Source organism: Cupriavidus sp. F041 (assembly GCF_057814235.1).
Genome location: NZ_JBVASY010000002.1, coordinates 3,943,014 through 3,960,371, shown reverse-complemented (window position 1 = coordinate 3,960,371; position 17,358 = coordinate 3,943,014). Strand labels below are relative to the sequence as shown.

Below are 17,358 nucleotides of genomic sequence, written 5' to 3'. Positions count from 1 at the left end.
GTGGCGGCGAGGGCCAAGCGGGAATTGTAGCGGGCATCCGGGCGAAATGCCCACGTTGCGTCACATGTTTGCGGGCGGTCCTTTCAGCTCCACGACATTGCCCTCGGGATCCTGCACGTAGATCGACGGGCCTTTGCCCTCGGCGCCGAAACGCATCTCCACCGGCCCCGGCTCCACCCCGCGCGCGCGCAGGTGGGCGCCAAGCGCATCCGCGTCGAAGGGATCGAGGCGCAGGCAGAAGTGGTCGAGGTTCCGGCCTTCCTTGCCGGGGCCGGCGCCGCCCGCGCGGCCGAGCGGGCCGTCCAGCGCGACCAGGTCGATCAGGTCGATCAGGGCGCCGCCGGCGCGCAACTGGATCAGGCCGAAGTCCGGCTGCACGCGTTCCAGGCTGCAGCCAAGCACGTCCACGTAGAAGCGCATCAGCGCCGTCACGTTGCCGGTGCGCAGGACCAGGTGATCGATGCCGAGGATGTGGAACATGGCGCTTGACCTCGCTCAGATATCCGGAATCAGCCGCTTGCCCAGGCTGAGCGCTTCGTCCTGCGCGTACCCGAGGCTGCGGTAGAAGTCGATGACCCTGCTGTTGCCGGTGCGTACCAGCAGGTTGATCTTGGGGCAGCCGCGCTCGATCAGCAATTGCTCGGCATGCGCCATCAGGCGGCGGCCATGATCGCGGCGCTGGTGGTCGGGATGCACGGCAAGGTAGTAGACCCAGCCGCGATGGCCGTCGAAGCCAACCATGGCCGATGCCACCGGCTGGCCGTCCACTTCCCCGACCAGGAACAGCTCCGGCTGTTCAGTCAGCTTGCGGGCGATGTCTTTCTTCGGGTCGTTCCACGGCCGGGTCAGGCCGCAGGTGTGCCACAGGTCGATGATGGCGGCTTCGTCGGCAGCCAGGTAAGGGCGGATCTGCATGCGGATTGATGCGCCGCGGCACACGGCTGCATTGTTAAGTCCTTGACAGTGTAGCCGCGAAACCTGTGCCAGAATCGTTGCTCATCACCATCAAAACAAGCAGGATCACCCTGCACGGAGACCCCACGATGAGCGAGACGACTACGCACGCCCGTGCCACCTTCAGCCACATGGAACAAGGCACGCGCGAGGACTGGGCCGCGATATCCGCGGAATTCATGCCGTTCGCGCACGCGCTGGCCGACCGCGTGCTCGATCACCTCAAGCTGCTCGACGGCGACTACGGCGGCTTCCCCATCGACCGCCTGACCCACTGCCTGCAGACCGCCACGCTGGCCCACCGCGACGGGCGCGACGAAGAGTACGTGGTGTGCGCGCTGTTGCACGATATCGGCGATACGCTTGGCACGTTCAACCATCCCGATATCGCCGCCGCCATCCTCAAGCCTTTCGTCAGCCCGGAAAACCTCTGGATGGTCGAGAAGCACGGCGTGTTCCAGGGCTACTACTTTTTTCACCACCTTGGGCTCGACCGCAACCTGCGCGAGCAATTCCGCGACCAGCCCGAGCTGTTTGAACGCACCGCCGAGTTCTGCGCCAAGTATGACGGCGCGGCTTTCACGCAGGACTACGACACGCTGCCGCTGTCCTTCTTCGAGCCGATGGTGCGGCGGGTGTTCGCGCGTCCGCGCAACTCGATATACGTGAAGGAAAACGAAAGCACGCTGGCGCAGCCAGCCTGAGCCTGCTTGCCTGAAATTGGATTTCTGTCTTGACGGAAATTTCCGAACGGATAAACTGTCAGGCATGGAACTTCAACCGGTCGCACAACGATTCGTCCTGCACTGGGGCGAAATGGGCTCGAAGTGGGGCGTCAATCGCACTGTCGCGCAGATTCACGCCCTGCTATTCCTTGCCGAGCACCCGCTGCCGGCCGAGGAAATCGCCGACACGCTGAACGTCGCGCGCTCCAACGTCAGCAACAGCCTGAAAGAGCTGCAGAACTGGAAGCTGATCCGCACCGTGCACATGATGGGCGACCGGCGCGATCACTTCGAGACCGTCACCGACGTGTGGGACCTGTTCCGCACCGTGGTGCGCGAGCGCAAGCAGCGCGAGTTCGATCCCACCATCGATGCCTTGCACGAATGCGTGAACAATCCCGCCTTCGCCAAGGAGAGCAAGGAAGTGCAGAAGCGCATCATCGCCACGCTGCAGCTGATGGAAACGCTGGGCAGCTGGGGCGACGAGATGCTGCTGCTCTCGCCCGACACCCTGGTCAAGGTGATGAAACTGGGCGCGCGCATCCAGAAGCTGGTGCGTGGCGACCAGCGCGCCCGCGAAGCTGGCAAATAGCACAGGCATGAAGAACCGGCCGCCATGGTGGCCGTTTTTTTGACTTGATATTTCTCTTTCAACAGAAATTATTGTAATTAAGGATGCTTGAGATGGACCCGACCAGCGACACGCTCCATACCGTCATCCTCAACCTGCTGATCGTGCAGGGATTGATGGGCGCCTTCGATACCGTCTGGCACCATGAGATGCGCTGCGCACTGCCGCAGCAGCACAACGCCGCGCCGGAGTTGCGCCTGCACGCGATCCGGGCGGTGCTGTACGGCGTGCTGTTCGCCGGCCTGGCGTGGTTTGCGTGGGGTGGCGCATGGCTGGTTCCCCTGTGGGCCATCATTGCCATCGAGATCCTGCTGACGCTGCGCGACTTCGTGGTGGAGGACCAGACCCGCAGCCTGCCGCCGAGCGAGCGGGTGACGCACACCGTGCTGGCCATCAACGGCGGGGTGATCTTCGGCCTGCTGGCGTGGCATTCGCAAGCATGGTGGCAATTGCCGGCCGGCCTGCATGTCAATCCGCAAGGCTGGCAAAGCTGGGTGCTGAGCGTGTTCGCGCTGGGCGTGGCGGCGTCCGGGGTGCGCGATGCGCTGGCGAGCCGCGCGCTTGCCAGCCGTGCCGGCACGGTGCCTGCGTTCGATTTTGCCGGGGCCGATACGGCGCGGCGCGCGCAATCCTTCCTGCTGACCGGCGGCACCGGTTTCATTGGCCAGGCGCTGGTGCGGGCGCTGCTGGCGGACGGGCACCGCGTCACGATCTGGGCGCGCAACCCGCGCGTGGCATCGCAGCTGTTCGATGGCCGCGCGGCGTGCGTCGGCGCCCTCGCGGAACTCGATCCTGCCACGCGCTTCGATGTCGTGGTGAACCTCGCCGGCGCACCTATCCTGGGCTCGCGCTGGAGCGCCGCGCGCAAGCGCAGCCTGGTGGAGAGCCGCGTGGGCACCACCCGCGCGCTGACTGCCTGGCTCGCGTCGGCCACGCACCGGCCGCGTCTGCTGATCAACGGTTCGGCGGTGGGCTACTACGGCATCCAGGCCGACGACGATTTGCGCGAGCGTACCGAAGCCAGCGCGCCGCAGGATCTCTTCGCCTCGCAACTGTGCCGGGAATGGGAGCAGGCGGCGCACGCCGTGGCCGGGCTCGGCATTCCGCTGGCCATCCTGCGCCTGGGTGTGGTCTACGGCCACCAGGGCGCACTGCCGGCCATGCTGATGCCGGTGCGGCTGGGCTTTGGCGGCCCGATGGGCGGCGGCCGCCAGGCGCAGAGCTGGATCCACATCGACGACGTGCTTGGCGCGATCGCGTGGCTGTGCCGTGGAGCGGCGCCGGCAAGCGAAGGCGCCATCGCCACCTACAACCTGGTGGCGCCTGAGACTCCCACGCAGGCCGGCCTGGTCCGCATCGCCGCCGCTGTGCTGCACCGCCCGGCCTGGATGCCGACGCCGGCCTGGCCCATGCGTCTTGCGCTGGGCGAGCAGGCCACGCTGCTGCTCGACGGGCTGCGCGCGGCGCCGGCGCGCCTGCAGCGGGAAGGCTATGCCTTCCGCTTCCCGACCCTGCAACTGGCGCTGGAGGACCTGCTCGGCAACGGGCGGGCACGTGGATGAACACGCTCGCCGCGCAAGGCCCGGACGCTGGCCCGCAAGGCCTGTACGGGACCATGCTGGGGACCGCCCTTGCCAGCCTGCCGCCGGTGCTGCGGCGCGTGCATCGTGCCGAGGGCGTGCACTTGCACGGCACGCTGAGCGTGCGCTGGAGTGCGCGGGGCTGGCTGCGCGCGCTGATGCGGCTGTCGGGGCTGCCCCGGCCCGCGGTGGCGGCGGCGTGCCTTGTGACCATCTCGCCGGAGCCCGCCGGCGAGCGCTGGCACCGCAGCATCGGCGGGCACACCGTGGCAAGCCGCATGCGGCACGCGCGGGCCGGGCAAGTGACGGAACGCATGGGGCCGCTGGCCATCGTGCTGGCAACGCGTGTCGATGGTGCCGGGCGCCTGCGGCAGGCCAGCCGCGGTGTCAGCCTGTTCGGCCTGACCGTGCCGTGGCTGCACGTGCTGGCCAGCGAACGCGCACTGGATGCGGACCGCTATCGCTGCGACGTGCGCATATGGGCGCCACGCCTGGGCTACCTGCTGCGCTACGACGGCGTGCTCGCCATCCGCGAGCCTGAACCTGAACCTGACACTCACCTGGAGAATGTGGAATGAAGTCCGACCCGACCATCGGGCGCAATGCGTCCGTCAGCCTGCCCCGCATACCAGCGTGGATGCCCGCGGTATTGCGGCTGGCCGCGCTCTATAACCTGCTCTATGCGATTGCGCTGAGCCTGTGGCCGTCGCAGATCTTCGACTGGCTGGGCATGCCCGTCACGCCGGACGCCATGATCCGCTGCATCGGCATGATGGTGGGCGTCTACGCGCTGGGATACTGGATCGCGGCGCAGGACATGCTGCGCTACTGGCCGCTGGTGGTGGTGGGCCTGGTGGGCAAGACGCTGGGGCCGCTGGGCTTCCTGCATGGCGCGCTGACTGGCGTCTTCGAATGGCGCAGCGGCCTGTTCGTGCTGTGCAGCGATCTGGTCTGGTGGGTGCCGTTCTGGGGGATGACGCTGTTCGCGTTGAAGCAGCGGGACTGCTGATATTGCTGCGTCAGCAATGTCTCTACCCCTTCCATCGCGCATGGCGTGCCTGGCGGCTACCAGACGCTGACGCAGCCGCTTCCCGCGTCGAGTCGTATAGCGGCATGCGTTCCGCTTGGGGAAACAAGGCTAGCTCGATGTCTCACGGTTGCCGGCATCCTCACAACACAACGCGGCGACCTGCCATCGCCCGTCACTGACCAGCCAGAGTTCCAGAAACCTGAATCGGGAGAGCACCCTCCCGTTCTGTCTCATTGAACCAGTGCCGGAGGTCGTTGCCCACTCGGCGTGCTCCATCACGTCTTTTGTTTCATCGTGAGCGTTCAATTCGTCAGCGCGCCATGCGTTTGCAGCCACGCGTGTACGTATGTGTCCAAGTTGTTGCTGCTTGGTCAGGATCATCTCGCCTCGCTTCACAAAGAAGTGGGCGCTCTGCACGAAATCCAACTGATCGATGTCGCCATATTTGTAGGCATCAATCCAAACATCTCTCATCTGCAACAGGCTGAATTCTGGTTTCATGCGCCTCCAGTAGTGCTATCTGCCCTGCGGCGAGTTCGTATCGGCGGTGGGTCGGATGCGCCATGCTGTCGATGTGCCTGTCGAATAGCGTGGCCTTCGCTTGCAGTCCACGCGTGAAGGGAGTAGACCTTCAGTTCCCGAAGAATGTACACACGCTGAATGCCAGTGCGGCGCTCAAGCTTGGGACTTGGCTCGCGGACCTGCGGGTTCACTACCCGAACTACGACTATTTCTTCATTGCGGCATATCTGGTCGGTGGCGATACAGGTGGGAGGCGACTTGTCAGCGCGCGTGCCGAGACAGTTCGTCACTTTCTTGTCAGCCGGGGATTCAATCCCCCAAGAATTCATACCAGCGCACGGGCAACGTTCCTGGATGATCCCGCAATGGGGGAGTCAGGTCGCGCGGTAGGGGTCGATTTTCTTCCTGCATGCCCACATGCCTGTTGCGACATGCCTACTCATAGGGTGAAGTTCACCGGGTTGCCGATGCCAGAAGATACCGGCATCGCTCACCAGTAAGGGCCAGGTTTGGCCGTCAGCGGACGAAAAAGTCGATCAATGCGATTCAGGTGCTGCGGGACGAAGGACACTGAGTTCCGCATAACGAGATGCGCAGTGCCATCTTGCCGTGCGAAGCAAGAATTGGCTCCGACAGCAGCCACGCCGGAAATAAAAAGACCCCACATCTCCGAAAATGTGGGGTCCGACAGCAACCGGAGCGCCCCTTCGCGGCAGCGCTCCGTTCAACCTGAAACTCAAGCCACCTGCTGCGCCGACTCCGGATGCCGGAACTGCTCCAGCAGCGCCGTCCAGCGCGTACGCACTTTCGCCAGGTTGTCGTCCTTGACATGCCCGAAGCCGCGAATGTCGTCCGGCAGGCTCGCCAGCGTGATCGCGGTTGCGTGGTTGGCTGCGCTCAGGCCGCTTGTCAGTTCGTCCAGCAAGGCACGATACTCGCCGATCAGCGCGCGCTCGGTGCGGCGCTCGGCGGTCTTGCCGAACACATCGAACACGCCGCCGCGCAGGCCCTTCAACCTGGCGAGCACGTCGAAGAGCTTCATCGTGGACGGGCCGAAGCGGCGTTTTACCAGATGCCCCTTCTCATCGCGCTTGGCCATCAGCGGTGGCGCCAGCCAGAAATTGAGCTGGTAGTCGCGGCCGGGCTCGCCTTCGAACTGGTTGCGCAGCTTGTCGAGGAAGACCGGGTCGGTATAGAGCCGCGCGACTTCGTACTCGTCCTTGTAGGCCATCAGCTTGGCGAGATTGCGTGTCGCCGCTTCGGTCAGCGGCAACGGCTTGCCGCTGCCGACCAGCGCGCTTTCCGCTGCGCGCACACGGTTCACCGCGTCGCGGAAGGTCTGCGCGTAAGCCGCATCCTGATAGGCAGTCAGGTGTTCGGCGCGGTGCGCGATCAGCTTTTCCAGCATGGCGCCGGAGGAGGTGGGCAGCTTGACTACCTCGGCGCCTTCGGCGGTGCTGCGCAGTTTGCCGGTGAGCGACAGCACATGCTCAGGGTCGTGCGCCATGTGGCGGCCCCAGTCGAATGCTGCCTTGTTCTTTTCCACCGCCGTGCCGTTGAGTTCGATGGCGCGCACCAGGGCGTCCAGCGATAGCGGCAGCCATCCCTTTTGCCAGGCGTAGCCCAGCACCAGCGGATTGGTAAAGATGGCATCGCCGATCAGCGCCACGGCCAGGCCGCTGGCGTTGATGAAGTCGCAAGCTTCGCCGACCGCGTTGCGCACATCCTGTTCTGCCGACAGGCCGGGGAACTGCCACTTGGGGTTCTTGATGAACTCGGCGGTGGGCGTCTGCGCGGTGTTGATGACGGCACGCGTGCGCCCGACCTGGGTCTTGGAGATGACATCGTCGATGGCGCTGACGATGGCGTCGCAGCCGATCACCAGGTCCGCCTCGCCCATGGCGATGCGGGTGGCGTGGAGCTGGTCGGGATGCGCGGCGATCTGCACGTGCGACAGCACCGCACCGCCTTTCTGCGCCAGGCCCGCCATGTCGAGCACGGTCACGCCCTTGTTCTCCAGGTGTGCCGCCATGCCCAGCAGGCCGCCGATGGTGACGACGCCGGTGCCGCCTACGCCCGTGACCAGCACGCCGAAGGGATGGTCAAGCCCAGGCAGCGCGGGTTCCGGCAATGCGGGCAGGTTGTCCATCGACACGCCGTGGCGCTCGGGCTTCTTCACCTGCGCGCCTTCCGCCGTGACAAAGCTCGGGCAGAAGCCGTTGACGCACGAGAAGTCCTTGTTGCACGATGACTGGTTGATCTGGCGCTTGGTGCCAAGCTCCGTTTCCAGCGGTTCCACCGACAGGCAGTTGGACTTTACCGAGCAATCGCCACAGCCTTCGCAGACCGCGTCGTTGATGAAGGCGCGCTTTGCCGGATCGGGGTAAGTGCCGCGCTTGCGGCGGCGCCGCTTCTCGGTGGCGCAGGTCTGGTCGTAGATCAGGATGGTGGCGCCGGGCACCTCGCGCAGTTCGCGCTGGATCCTGTCGAGCTGGTCGCGGTGATGCACTTCCACGCCTTGCGGCAGCTTGATGGCGGCGCTGTATTTCTCCGGCTCGTCGGTGACGACGACGATTTTCTTCGCGCCTTCGGCCGCAACCTGGAAGGCCACGTCCTGCACCGACAGCTTGCCGTCGACGGGCTGGCCGCCGGTCATGGCCACCGCATCGTTGTAGAGGATCTTGTAGGTGATGTTGACGTTGGCAGCGATCGACGCGCGGATCGCCAGCAGCCCGGAGTGGAAGTAGGTGCCGTCGCCCAGGTTGGCGAACACGTGCTTGTCGCCGGCGAACGGCGCCTGCCCGATCCATGCCACGCCTTCGCCGCCCATCTGGCTGAACGTGCTGGTGCTGCGGTCCATCCACACCGTCATGTAATGGCAGCCGATGCCGGCCAGGGCGCGCGAGCCTTCGGGCACGTTGGTCGACGTATTGTGCGGGCAGCCCGAGCAGAACCAGGGCTTGCGCTCGGCCGCCACGCGCGGCACGGCCATGGCTTTTTCCTTGGCCTCGATCACCGCGATGCGCGCGGCAATGCGTGCGCGCACGTCCGACGGCAGTTCGAACTTTTCGAGCCGGGTGGCGATGGCGCGGGCGATGATGGCGGGCGACAGTTCATAGTGCGCCGGCAGCAGCCAGTTGCTCTGCGGGATCGACCATTCGCCGCCCGCGTTGTCCTTTTCGTCAAACTTGCCGTAGACCTTGGGGCGCACATCGTCGCGCCAGTTGTACAGCTCTTCCTTGAGCGCGTACTCCATGATCTGGCGCTTTTCCTCGACCACCAGGATTTCCTGCAGGCCTTCGGCAAAGGCGCGTGCGCCGTGCGCTTCCAGCGGCCACACGCAGCCCACCTTGTACAGGCGGATGCCGATGCGCGCGCAGGTCTCGTCGTCCAGGCCCAGGTTGGCCAGCGCCTGGCGCGTGTCGAGATAGGCCTTGCCGCCTGTCATGATGCCGAAGCGGGCATGCGGCGAATCGATCTCGATGCGGTCGATCTTGTTGGCGCGCACATAGGCCAGGCCGGCGTACCACTTGTAATCCAGCAGGCGCGCTTCCTGCTCCAGCGGCGGATCGGGCCAGCGGATATTGAGGCCGCCCGGCGGCAGGATGAAATCCTCCGGCAGCACGATTTCCACGCGGTGCGGATCCAGTTCCACCGAGGCCGACGATTCCACCACGTCAGTCACGCATTTCATCGACACCCACAGCCCGGAGTAGCGGCTCATGGCCCAGGCGTGCAGGCCGTAGTCGAGGTATTCCTGCACGTTCGAGGGGTAGAGCACCGGCAGGCCGCAAGCCTTGAAGATGTGCTCGGACTGGTGCGCCAGCGTGGACGATTTGGCCGCGTGGTCGTCGCCCGCCAGCACCAGCACGCCGCCGTGCTTCGAGGAGCCGGCGGAGTTGGCGTGCTTGAAGACGTCGCTGGTGCGGTCCACGCCCGGACCTTTGCCGTACCACATGCCGAATACGCCTTCGAACCTGGCATCCGGGTACATATTGACCTGCTGCGAGCCCCATACGGAAGTGGCGGCCAGATCCTCGTTCAATCCCGCCTGGAACACGATGTCGTGCGCGGCCAGGTGCTGCTTGGCCTTCCACAGCGACTGGTCCAGCGCGCCCAGCGGCGAGCCGCGATAGCCGGAGATAAAGCCCGCGGTGTTCAGGCCGGCGGCGCGGTCGCGCTCGCGTTGCAACATCGGCAGGCGTACCAGGGCCTGCGTGCCGCTGATATAGACGCGGCCGCGATCTAGCGTGTATTTATCTTCGAGGGAAACATTTTCGAGCGCGCGGCGGATGGCGTCGCTGACCGGAGGGGTCAGTGGGGCATTCATAGGTGCTCCTCTATGGGGCATGCAGTCGGGATCGCCGACTCACTTCAGTTGTGGGCGACCGTGCGCCGCCTCTTGTGAAGGCGGAAAACGGCCGTGTCTCTTTGGCGCATGGTAGCACCGCGCCGGAGGGCGCGGCACCTTGCGATGCAGCAAAAAGTGCGGCTGCCCGGGGCGTGGTTTCCCGTATGGACACGCTTCGCGTGTACACTGCGTTGCAAACAGGTTTACGCAACAAACGGGCAGATGCGAGCCGAGCGTCATATCCCAAGGGATCACGCCGTGGTGCAACCCGCCCCATCCGAGGCCGACCGGCCTCCAGGACCCAACATGACTATTTCCTCCCGCCAGGGCACTGCGACCCTGGCTGTGCTGATCGACGCCGACAATGCGGCGCCCGCCATCGTCGAAGGCCTGCTGGCCGAAGTCGCCAAGTACGGCGTGGCCGCCGTCAAGCGGATCTACGGCGACTGGACCAAGCCCAACCTGGCCGGCTGGAAGGAGCGCCTGCTCTCGCACTCCATCCAGCCGATCCAGCAGTTCCGCTACACGGTAGGCAAGAACGCCACCGACAGCGCAATGATCATCGACGCGATGGACCTGCTGTACACAGGCCGCTTCGACGGCTTCTGCATCGTTTCCAGCGACAGCGATTTCACCCGCCTGGCCTCGCGTATCCGCGAGCAGGGGCTGACCGTGTACGGCTTCGGCGAACGCAAGACGCCCAAGCCATTCGTCACGGCCTGCGACAAGTTTATTTTTGCCGACGTGCTGCGCAGCGACAGCGACGCCGACACCGATACGGAATCCGACGGTGCCGCCGCGCCCGCGCGCAAGCGCAACAGCGGTGAGCTGCGCCAGGATTCGCGCCTGGTCCGCCTGCTGCAAAGCGCATCGCAAGCGGTTTCGGACGAAGAGGGCTGGGCCACGCTCGGCGGCATGGGCAACCATATCGCCAAGCAGGCACCCGAGTTCGATTCGCGCAACTATGGCTATGGCAAGCTCTCCGAGCTGGTGGCCGCCACCGGCCTGTTCGAAGTCGAGACTCGCAACGGCGGCAACAACAAGACGCTGTGGGTGCGGCTGAAGCGCCGTTCGAAGCCGGGTGAGGGCGAGGCTCGTCAAGGTGAAGACCGTCAGGGTGAGGGTCGTCAGGGCGAGAGCCGCCAGGGCGAGAGCCGCCAGGGCGAGAGCCGCCAAGGCGAGAACCGTCAGGCTGAGAACCGCCAGGCTGAGAACCGCCAGGCCGAGAACCGCCAGGCCGAGAACCGTCAGGGCGAGAACCGTCAGGGCGAGAACCGTCAGGGCGAGAACCGTCAGGGCGAGAACCGTCAGGGCGAGAACCGTCAGGGCGAGAACCGCCAGGGCGAGAACCGCCAGGACGAGAACCGCCAGGGCGAGAACCGCGAGCGGCGTGAAAAGCGCGGTCGCCGTAACGACAACCGTCGTGGCGAAGGTCGTCAAGGCGATGATCGCCAGGCTTCCCAGCAACAGTTCGGATCGCGCCCGGCGCCTGCGCAGCAGCCGGCGCTGCCTGTCCAGCCCGCACCGCTGCCCGAACTCGCTGCCCCCGCGCCCGTGAGCCAGCCTGTCGCCACCTTCGTGGTCGATCCGATGGATGCCCTGGAGCGTGAAGCGCTGGCCCTCGATGGCGATGAGCAGCAGGCAGATGAACAGACGGAAATCGAGTCCGGCGATACGAACGGTGCGCGCCGCCGGCCGCCCAAGCCCGAGGTCACGCTGAGCGAGATCCCGTGGCCGATCGACCGTTCGATCTTCGTGGCGCCGTCCGCGACGGTGGTAGCACCGGTCGTCGAGACAATCGAAGTCGCCGAGGTGGTCGAGTTTGTCGAAGTGCCAGAGGCATTCGAGCCGATCGAAGCTGCCGAGGTAATCGAAGCCGTCGAGCCGGGCGAAGCCGTCGAATCGGTGGAATTGGTGGGCGAGGTGGACGAGGTGGAAACGGCTGAAGCCGTCGAAGCGAGCGAGCCAGAGACCAAGGCAAAAGCCAAGGCGCCGGCCCGGGCCAAGAAGGCTGCCGCGCCTGCCAAAAGGGTAGCAGCCAAGAAGGCTGCGGCTCCCGCCAAGAAGGCAGCGGCGCCCGCGAAGAAAGCACCGGCAGCCAAGAAGGCGCCGGCAGCCAAGAAGGCAGCCGCCGCGGCACCTGCCAAGCGCGCGCCGAAGAAGGCCGCCAAGGCTGCCGAATAGGCTATGGGCGGTGAAGCCGAAGTACGCCTTTGCGGGTGACTTCGGCTCGCAAGCCTCAGTAGAAACAAGAAATGCAAAACGGCGCCCGAGGGCGCCGTTTTGCATTTCAGCCGCTTGCGCGGCAAAGCCTGGTCCTACCGCACCAACTGATTGATCTCGATAATCGGCATCAGCACCGCCAGCACGATCAGCAGCACCACCACGCCCATGCTGAGGATCAGCAGCGGCTCCAGCAGGCTGGTGAGGAACAGCGTGCGGCGCTCCAGCTCCGCGCCTTCGCCCTGCGCCGCGCGCTCCAGCATGATCGGCAGGTTGCCGGTGGCTTCGCCGGAGCGGATCAGATGCACCAGCACCGAGGGAAACTGGTTCTGCGCCGCCAGCGCGCGCGCCAGCGAGGCGCCTTCGCGCACGCGCATGGTGGCATCGTCCACGTTGGCCTTGAGTGCCTCATTGGTCAGTGTTTCGCCGGCTGCCTGCAAGCTGCGCAGGATCGGCACGCCGGCCGACACGAGAATCGCCAGCGTGCTGGCGAAGCGCGCGGTGTTGTAGCCGCGGATCAGCTTGCCGACCAGCGGCGCGGTCAGCAGCCAGCGGTGCCACTCCAGGCGCACACCGGGCTGCCGCAGCAGACTGCGTATCCCCAGGCTTACAGCCACAATGAACGCCAGCGCGGCCCACCACCAGTTGCGCACGAAATCCGACAGCGCCAGCATGATGATGGTCAGTGTCGGCAACTTCTGCTTGGTGTTGGCGAATACGCTCACCACCTGCGGCACCACGTAGGACAGCAGGAAGATCACGATGGCGAAGGCCACCACGGTAACGATGGCAGGATAGGTGAAGGCCAGCCGGATCTTGGAGGTCAGCGTGTTGCGCGTCTCGATATAGTCGGCCAGCTTTTCCAGCACCAGCCCGAGGTGGCCCGAGTGCTCGCCGGCGGAGACCAGCGCGCGGTAGATATCCGGAAAATCGCGCGGATGATGCAGCAATGCCGCCGAGAGCGAACTGCCGCCGACCACGTCGGCGCGGATGCCGGCCAGCAGTTCGTGCACGTAGCTGCGCTCGGCCTGGTCGGCCAGCGCCGCCAGCGCTTCGTCCAGCGGCAGCCCGGCCACGATCAGGCTGGCGAGCTGGCGCGTGAACAGCGCCTGTTCCTGCGTGGAGAGCCGCCGCACGAAGGCGGCGGTGCTGCTCTTCTGCACGCCGCCGACGCCCGCCAGCGGATCGACGTTGAGCGGCGTCAGGCCGCGTGCGCGCAAGTGGACGCGGGCCTGCTTGGGGCTGTCGGCTTCGATCACCCCGCGGTCGGTCTTGCCGGCGGCGTCGACTGCCTCGTAACGATAGGCTGGCATGGATGCGGCCCGTCCCTTAGTCGCGCGTCACGCGCAGCACTTCTTCCAGCGCGGTGGCGCCGGAATCGATCCAGCGCTGCGCATCGTGGCGCATGGTGTGCATGCCACGCTCCAAAGCCACTTTCTTGATTTCCGATTCGGCCGCCTGGCCGTGAATCATGGTGCGGATCTCGTCGTCGACGCTCAGCAGCTCGTACACGCCCATGCGGCCCTGATAGCCGGAGTTGCCGCATTTGTCGCAGCCCACCGCATGCCAGATGCGTTGCAGCGGCTTGCCTTGCGCAAGCAGCACTTCGGCTGCCTCGGGCGTGACCTCGACCACTTCCTCGCGCTTGCAGTGCTGGCAGAGCCGGCGTACCAGCCGCTGCGCCAGCACGCCGAGCAGCGACGACGACAGCAGGAACGGCTCGATGCCCATGTCGACCAGGCGCGTCACCGCCGAGGCGGAATCGTTGGTGTGCAGCGTGGCCAGCACCAGGTGGCCGGTCAGCGATGCCTGCACCGCGATCTGCGCGGTTTCCAGGTCGCGGATTTCACCGATCATCACCACGTCCGGGTCCTGGCGCAGGATAGCCCGCAGCGCCTTGCCGAAGGTCATGTCGATGCGCGGGTTGACCTGGGTCTGGCCGATGCCGTCCAGGTCGTACTCGATCGGGTCCTCCACCGTCATGATGTTGGTGGTGCGCGAATCGAGCCGCGACAGCGCGGCGTACAGCGTGGTGGTCTTGCCCGAGCCGGTCGGCCCCGTCACCAGCATGATGCCGTGCGGCTGGCGGATCAGGTGATCGAAACCGGCCAGCGTGCCCGGCGCCATGCCGAGCTTGGCCAGGTCGAGGCGGCCGGCTTCCTTGTCCAGCAGACGCAACACCGCGCGTTCGCCGTGGCCGGTGGGCAGGGTGGAGACGCGCACGTCCACGGGACGTCCGCCCACGCGCAGCGTGATGCGGCCGTCCTGCGGCAGGCGTTTTTCCGCGATGTCGAGCTGCGCCATGATCTTGATGCGCGAGATCAGCGCGCCATGCAGTGCCTTTTTCGGGCGCACCACGTCGCGCAGCGTGCCGTCCACGCGAAAGCGCACCACCGAGGAAGACTCGAAGGGCTCGATATGGATATCGGAGGCGCCTTCGCGCGCGGCCTGGGTGAGCAGCGCGTTGATCATGCGGATGATGGGCGCGTCGTCCTCGGATTCGAGCAGGTCTTCCACCGCGGGAATGTCCTGCATCAGCCGCGACAGGTCGACCTCGCCTTCCACCTCGCCAACCACCTGGGCGGCGCTGTCGCTGTCCTGGCGGTTGTACGCCTCGGACATGGCATGTTCGAGCGCCTCGGGTTCCAGCACGCGCAGGCGCAACGGCCCGTGCACGCGCGCCACTTCGGCCAGCGCCGCGGGCGAAGTGGCGCGGCTCACCCACACCTCCAGGCCATCGGCGCGCTGGTGCGCGATCAGCAGGCGCGCCTCGCGCGCGAAGCCGTACGAGACCAGCCGCGCGGCGATGGTCGACGGTGGCTCTAGCACGTCGTCGGACGCTGCGGCGGGGGCGATGCTTGTTGCCATGGCTTGTCTCAGTTCACCGCGCGAGTGGAATCCACCGCCGCGTTGCCAAGGTTGACGCTCGGCAGCGGCGTGTCATTGCCCGACGGGTTCTGCGTGCGGGGCTGCTGTTGCGGTTGCTGCTGCGATTGCGGCAGCGTCTGTTCCAGCGGCAGCGGACCCGGCACCGGCCCGCGCGAGCGCGGGTCGACGAAGGGCGACATCGGCGCATCCGCCGGCGGCAGCACCGGCGTATTGCCGTCACGCACCATGATGTTGGGCGACACAAAGCCTTGCTGCAGGGTGCGCATGTATTCGTAGCGGTCCTGCGTCAGGCGGTCGGTGGCGCCGGCGGTGCGCATCACGTACGGCCGCAGGAACACCAGCAGGTTGGTCTTGCCGCGGTTCTTGTTCTCGTAGCGGAACAGCCCGCCGATCAGCGGCAGGTCGCCCAGGCCCGGGACCTTCTGCACGCCGTCGCCGTAAGTGTCTTCGATCAGGCCGCCCAGCACGATGATCTGGCCGTCGTCGACCAGCACGTTGGTTTCGATCGAGCGCACATTGGTGGTCGGGCCCTGGGTGAGGGTGGCGGTGCCTTGCACCACGGACGACGACTCCTGGTAGATCTGCATCTTTACCAGCCCGCCGTCGGTGATCTGCGGCTTGACCCGCAGCGTGATGCCGACGTCCTTGCGGTCGAAGGTCTGGAACGGCGTGACCGACGCGGCGCCGCCGGTCTGCGCATAGGAGCCGGTGGTGATCGGGATGTTCTGGCCGATCAGGATCTTGGCTTCCTCGTTCTCCAGCGTGATCAGGTTCGGGGTGGACAGCAGGTTGACACTGCCGTCGGCGCCAAGCGCGTGCAGCAGGGCGCCCAGGCCCATCGCCTTGTTGACGAGGCCGAGGTTCAGGCCGGCCAGGTCCGGTACCAGGCCCGAGACCGCAGGAATGGCTGCCACGCCGCCTGCGTTGATGGCAGCGGCGGCGCCGGTCAGGTTGATGATGTTCTGGCCGCCGGTGCCGAAGTTGGTGCCGGCAAAGACGTTGGTATTGCTGCCGCGCGGGTTGATCAGGCCTTGCCACTGGATGCCGAGCTGGCCGGTCTGGGTGGACGACACCTCCACGATCATCGACTCGATATAGACCTGCGCGCGCCGGGCGTCCAGGTCTTCGATCACTGTGCGCAGGTTGCGGTAGACCGGTTCGCTGGCCGTGATGATGAGCGAGTTGGTGGCCGGGTCGGCCTGGATGATGCCCCCGGTGGTCGGCAACGTGTTGGTGGCGAATGAGTTCGCGAATGCCGAACTGCCCGAGCCGAAGCCAGATCCGGAGCCGCTGCGCGACGTGCCTGTGGTGCCGCCGGTGTACTGGCCGCTGGCCGGCGTCGAGGTATTGAGCAGCCCGGTGCCGCCGGTGGCACCCGCGCCGGTCGCGCCAGGCGTGCCGGACTGACTGGTGTTGAAGGAACCGTCGGCTGCCACGATGGCCCGCAGCGTCAGCGCCAGCTTGGTGGCTTCGGCGTTTTTCAGCGGCACCACCCAGATATTGCCCGGACGCGCGTAGGGCTGGTCGAGCTTTTCTATGAGCTGGCGCGCTTGCTGCAAGCGTGCCCGGCTCGAGGCGCGGATCATGAGCGAATTGCTGCGCGGCTCCGCCACCACCGAAGTGCGCAGGCTGGCATCTGCGGCGGCCGCGGCGCCGCCAGCGGCACCGGCGGCGCCCGGGTCAAGCAGCTTTTGCAGCACCAGTGCGGTATCGCTGGCAATGGCATTCCTGAGCGGCACCAGCTCGACCTCGCCAGAGGCCGGCGCGTCGATGGCGGCAATGATGCGGGCCAGGCGCTGCAGGTTTTCCGCGTAGTCGGTAATGACCAGCGTGTTGTTGGCCGGGTAGGCAGTGATGGTGTTGTTGGGCGCGATCATCGGCCGCAGCACCGGCACCAGGTTGTTGGCCGACTCATAGTTGAGGCGGAACACCTGGGTCACGACCTGGTCGCCGCGCGACCTGCCGCCGCCGACCACGATCGGCGAGCCCTGCAGCTTGGCGTCGGCTTCCGGCACCACCTTGGTGAAACCGTTGCTCTCGACCATCGCGTAGCCCTGCATGCGCAGCACCGAGCCCAGCGTTTCGAGCGCCTGCGAGCGCGACACGGGTTGCTCGGTCACCAGGTTCACGGAGCCCTTGACGCGCGGGTCGATGACGAAGTTCTTGCCGGTGGCCTGTCCCACCGCCTTCACTACCGACTCCAGGTCGGCGTTGACGAAGTTGAGCACGACCTGGTCGCGGTTGCCCGGGGTCAGGTCCGGCGGCTGGCCGGGCTGGGCGGCAGGCTGGCTCGGTTGCTGGGCCCACAGCGGCGCGGGTGCCAGCAGGGAGAGGCCGCATAGCAGCGCGGTGGCGCGGGCGCAGCGGGTCTTGAGCGAAGGTCGAAGGGCTTGGGTTTTCATATTCGGTTCCGGGCTGCGGGCGGCGGCGCGAAGGTTTCGCGCCGCCGCCGG

The 17,358-nt window shown here is 66.2% G+C and carries 13 protein-coding genes and 1 pseudogene; 7 read left to right on the top strand and 7 right to left on the bottom strand.

Features of this window, described 5'->3' with window-relative positions:
- Window positions 1-60: 60 nt before the first annotated feature.
- Window positions 61-480 carry a VOC family protein gene (locus ACZY0R_RS35660; RefSeq protein WP_488865098.1) on the bottom strand — a complete coding sequence of 140 codons (420 nt, stop codon included), beginning with the start codon at window positions 478-480 and terminating at the stop codon, window positions 61-63.
- 15 nt (window positions 481-495) lie between these two features.
- Window positions 496-915 (bottom strand): GNAT family acetyltransferase, encoded by a 420-nt coding sequence (locus ACZY0R_RS35655; protein WP_488865096.1) that lies wholly within the window; start codon window positions 913-915, stop codon window positions 496-498.
- Between the two features lie 128 nt (window positions 916-1,043).
- Here ACZY0R_RS35655 and ACZY0R_RS35650 point away from each other — a divergent pair, with 128 nt between their 5' ends.
- From ACZY0R_RS35650 to ACZY0R_RS35630, 5 genes are all read left to right on the top strand, one after another.
- Window positions 1,044-1,658, top strand: a complete 615-nt coding sequence (locus ACZY0R_RS35650) for an HD domain-containing protein (RefSeq protein WP_488865094.1) — start codon at window positions 1,044-1,046, stop codon at window positions 1,656-1,658.
- Between the two features lie 64 nt (window positions 1,659-1,722).
- A complete protein-coding gene (locus tag ACZY0R_RS35645; protein ID WP_488865093.1) occupies window positions 1,723-2,271 on the top strand; it encodes a GbsR/MarR family transcriptional regulator in 549 nt (182 codons plus the stop codon).
- Between the two features lie 92 nt (window positions 2,272-2,363).
- A complete protein-coding gene (locus tag ACZY0R_RS35640) occupies window positions 2,364-3,872 on the top strand; it encodes a TIGR01777 family oxidoreductase (protein WP_488865091.1) in 1,509 nt (502 codons plus the stop codon).
- Window positions 3,869-4,468 (top strand): DUF4166 domain-containing protein, encoded by a 600-nt coding sequence (locus ACZY0R_RS35635; protein ID WP_488865089.1) that lies wholly within the window; start codon window positions 3,869-3,871, stop codon window positions 4,466-4,468. The genes ACZY0R_RS35640 and ACZY0R_RS35635 overlap by 4 nt, the downstream gene beginning before the upstream one ends.
- On the top strand, window positions 4,465-4,899 hold the full coding sequence (locus ACZY0R_RS35630) for a hypothetical protein (RefSeq protein ID WP_488865087.1): 435 nt from the start codon (window positions 4,465-4,467) through the stop codon (window positions 4,897-4,899). The genes ACZY0R_RS35635 and ACZY0R_RS35630 overlap by 4 nt, the downstream gene beginning before the upstream one ends.
- A 129-nt stretch (window positions 4,900-5,028) precedes the next feature.
- Here the strand turns inward: ACZY0R_RS35630 and ACZY0R_RS35625 are convergent, their stop codons facing one another.
- Window positions 5,029-5,421: a hypothetical protein gene (locus tag ACZY0R_RS35625; protein WP_488865085.1), complete on the bottom strand. Its 393-nt coding sequence runs from the start codon at window positions 5,419-5,421 to the stop codon at window positions 5,029-5,031.
- A gap of 62 nt (window positions 5,422-5,483) precedes the next feature.
- Between ACZY0R_RS35625 and ACZY0R_RS35620 the strand changes: the two genes are divergently transcribed.
- Window positions 5,484-5,942, top strand: a complete 459-nt coding sequence (locus ACZY0R_RS35620) for a hypothetical protein (protein ID WP_488865083.1) — start codon at window positions 5,484-5,486, stop codon at window positions 5,940-5,942.
- Between the two features lie 236 nt (window positions 5,943-6,178).
- On the opposite strand, the gene ACZY0R_RS35615 is transcribed toward ACZY0R_RS35620, so the two are convergent.
- The gene (locus tag ACZY0R_RS35615; protein WP_488865081.1) at window positions 6,179-9,772 is read right to left on the bottom strand and encodes an indolepyruvate ferredoxin oxidoreductase family protein; all 3,594 of its coding nucleotides are present in this window, start codon (window positions 9,770-9,772) and stop codon (window positions 6,179-6,181) included.
- 327 nt (window positions 9,773-10,099) lie between these two features.
- Here ACZY0R_RS35615 and ACZY0R_RS35610 point away from each other — a divergent pair.
- Window positions 10,100-10,889, top strand: a pseudogene (locus tag ACZY0R_RS35610) (NYN domain-containing protein); the annotation flags it as partial.
- Between the two features lie 1,222 nt (window positions 10,890-12,111).
- Here the strand turns inward: ACZY0R_RS35610 and gspF are convergent.
- From gspF to gspD, 3 genes are read right to left on the bottom strand one after another with little or no spacing between them, the layout of a single operon-like run.
- Window positions 12,112-13,329 (bottom strand): type II secretion system inner membrane protein GspF, encoded by a 1,218-nt coding sequence (gene gspF, locus ACZY0R_RS35605; RefSeq protein WP_045239267.1) that lies wholly within the window; start codon window positions 13,327-13,329, stop codon window positions 12,112-12,114.
- 16 nt (window positions 13,330-13,345) lie between these two features.
- A complete protein-coding gene (gene gspE / locus ACZY0R_RS35600; RefSeq protein WP_488865079.1) occupies window positions 13,346-14,884 on the bottom strand; it encodes a type II secretion system ATPase GspE in 1,539 nt (512 codons plus the stop codon).
- Window positions 14,885-14,892: 8 nt separating this feature from the next.
- Window positions 14,893-17,307: a type II secretion system secretin GspD gene (gspD, locus tag ACZY0R_RS35595; RefSeq protein ID WP_488865077.1), complete on the bottom strand. Its 2,415-nt coding sequence runs from the start codon at window positions 17,305-17,307 to the stop codon at window positions 14,893-14,895.
- Window positions 17,308-17,358 lie beyond the last annotated feature (51 nt).

Excerpts from the sequence above, each read along its gene's own strand:
- ACZY0R_RS35660 (WP_488865098.1), bottom strand. The coding sequence starts at position 480 with ATGTTCCACATCCTCGGCATCGATCACCTGGTCCTGCGCACCGGCAAC.
- ACZY0R_RS35655 (WP_488865096.1), bottom strand. The coding sequence starts at position 915 with ATGCAGATCCGCCCTTACCTGGCTGCCGACGAAGCCGCCATCATCGAC.
- ACZY0R_RS35650 (WP_488865094.1), top strand. The coding sequence starts at position 1,044 with ATGAGCGAGACGACTACGCACGCCCGTGCCACCTTCAGCCACATGGAA.
- ACZY0R_RS35645 (WP_488865093.1), top strand. The coding sequence starts at position 1,723 with ATGGAACTTCAACCGGTCGCACAACGATTCGTCCTGCACTGGGGCGAA.
- ACZY0R_RS35640 (WP_488865091.1), top strand. The coding sequence starts at position 2,364 with ATGGACCCGACCAGCGACACGCTCCATACCGTCATCCTCAACCTGCTG.
- ACZY0R_RS35635 (WP_488865089.1), top strand. The coding sequence starts at position 3,869 with ATGAACACGCTCGCCGCGCAAGGCCCGGACGCTGGCCCGCAAGGCCTG.
- ACZY0R_RS35630 (WP_488865087.1), top strand. The coding sequence starts at position 4,465 with ATGAAGTCCGACCCGACCATCGGGCGCAATGCGTCCGTCAGCCTGCCC.
- ACZY0R_RS35625 (WP_488865085.1), bottom strand. The coding sequence starts at position 5,421 with ATGAAACCAGAATTCAGCCTGTTGCAGATGAGAGATGTTTGGATTGAT.
- ACZY0R_RS35620 (WP_488865083.1), top strand. The coding sequence starts at position 5,484 with ATGCTGTCGATGTGCCTGTCGAATAGCGTGGCCTTCGCTTGCAGTCCA.
- ACZY0R_RS35615 (WP_488865081.1), bottom strand. The coding sequence starts at position 9,772 with ATGAATGCCCCACTGACCCCTCCGGTCAGCGACGCCATCCGCCGCGCG.
- gspF (WP_045239267.1), bottom strand. The coding sequence starts at position 13,329 with ATGCCAGCCTATCGTTACGAGGCAGTCGACGCCGCCGGCAAGACCGAC.
- gspE (WP_488865079.1), bottom strand. The coding sequence starts at position 14,884 with ATGGCAACAAGCATCGCCCCCGCCGCAGCGTCCGACGACGTGCTAGAG.
- gspD (WP_488865077.1), bottom strand. The coding sequence starts at position 17,307 with ATGAAAACCCAAGCCCTTCGACCTTCGCTCAAGACCCGCTGCGCCCGC.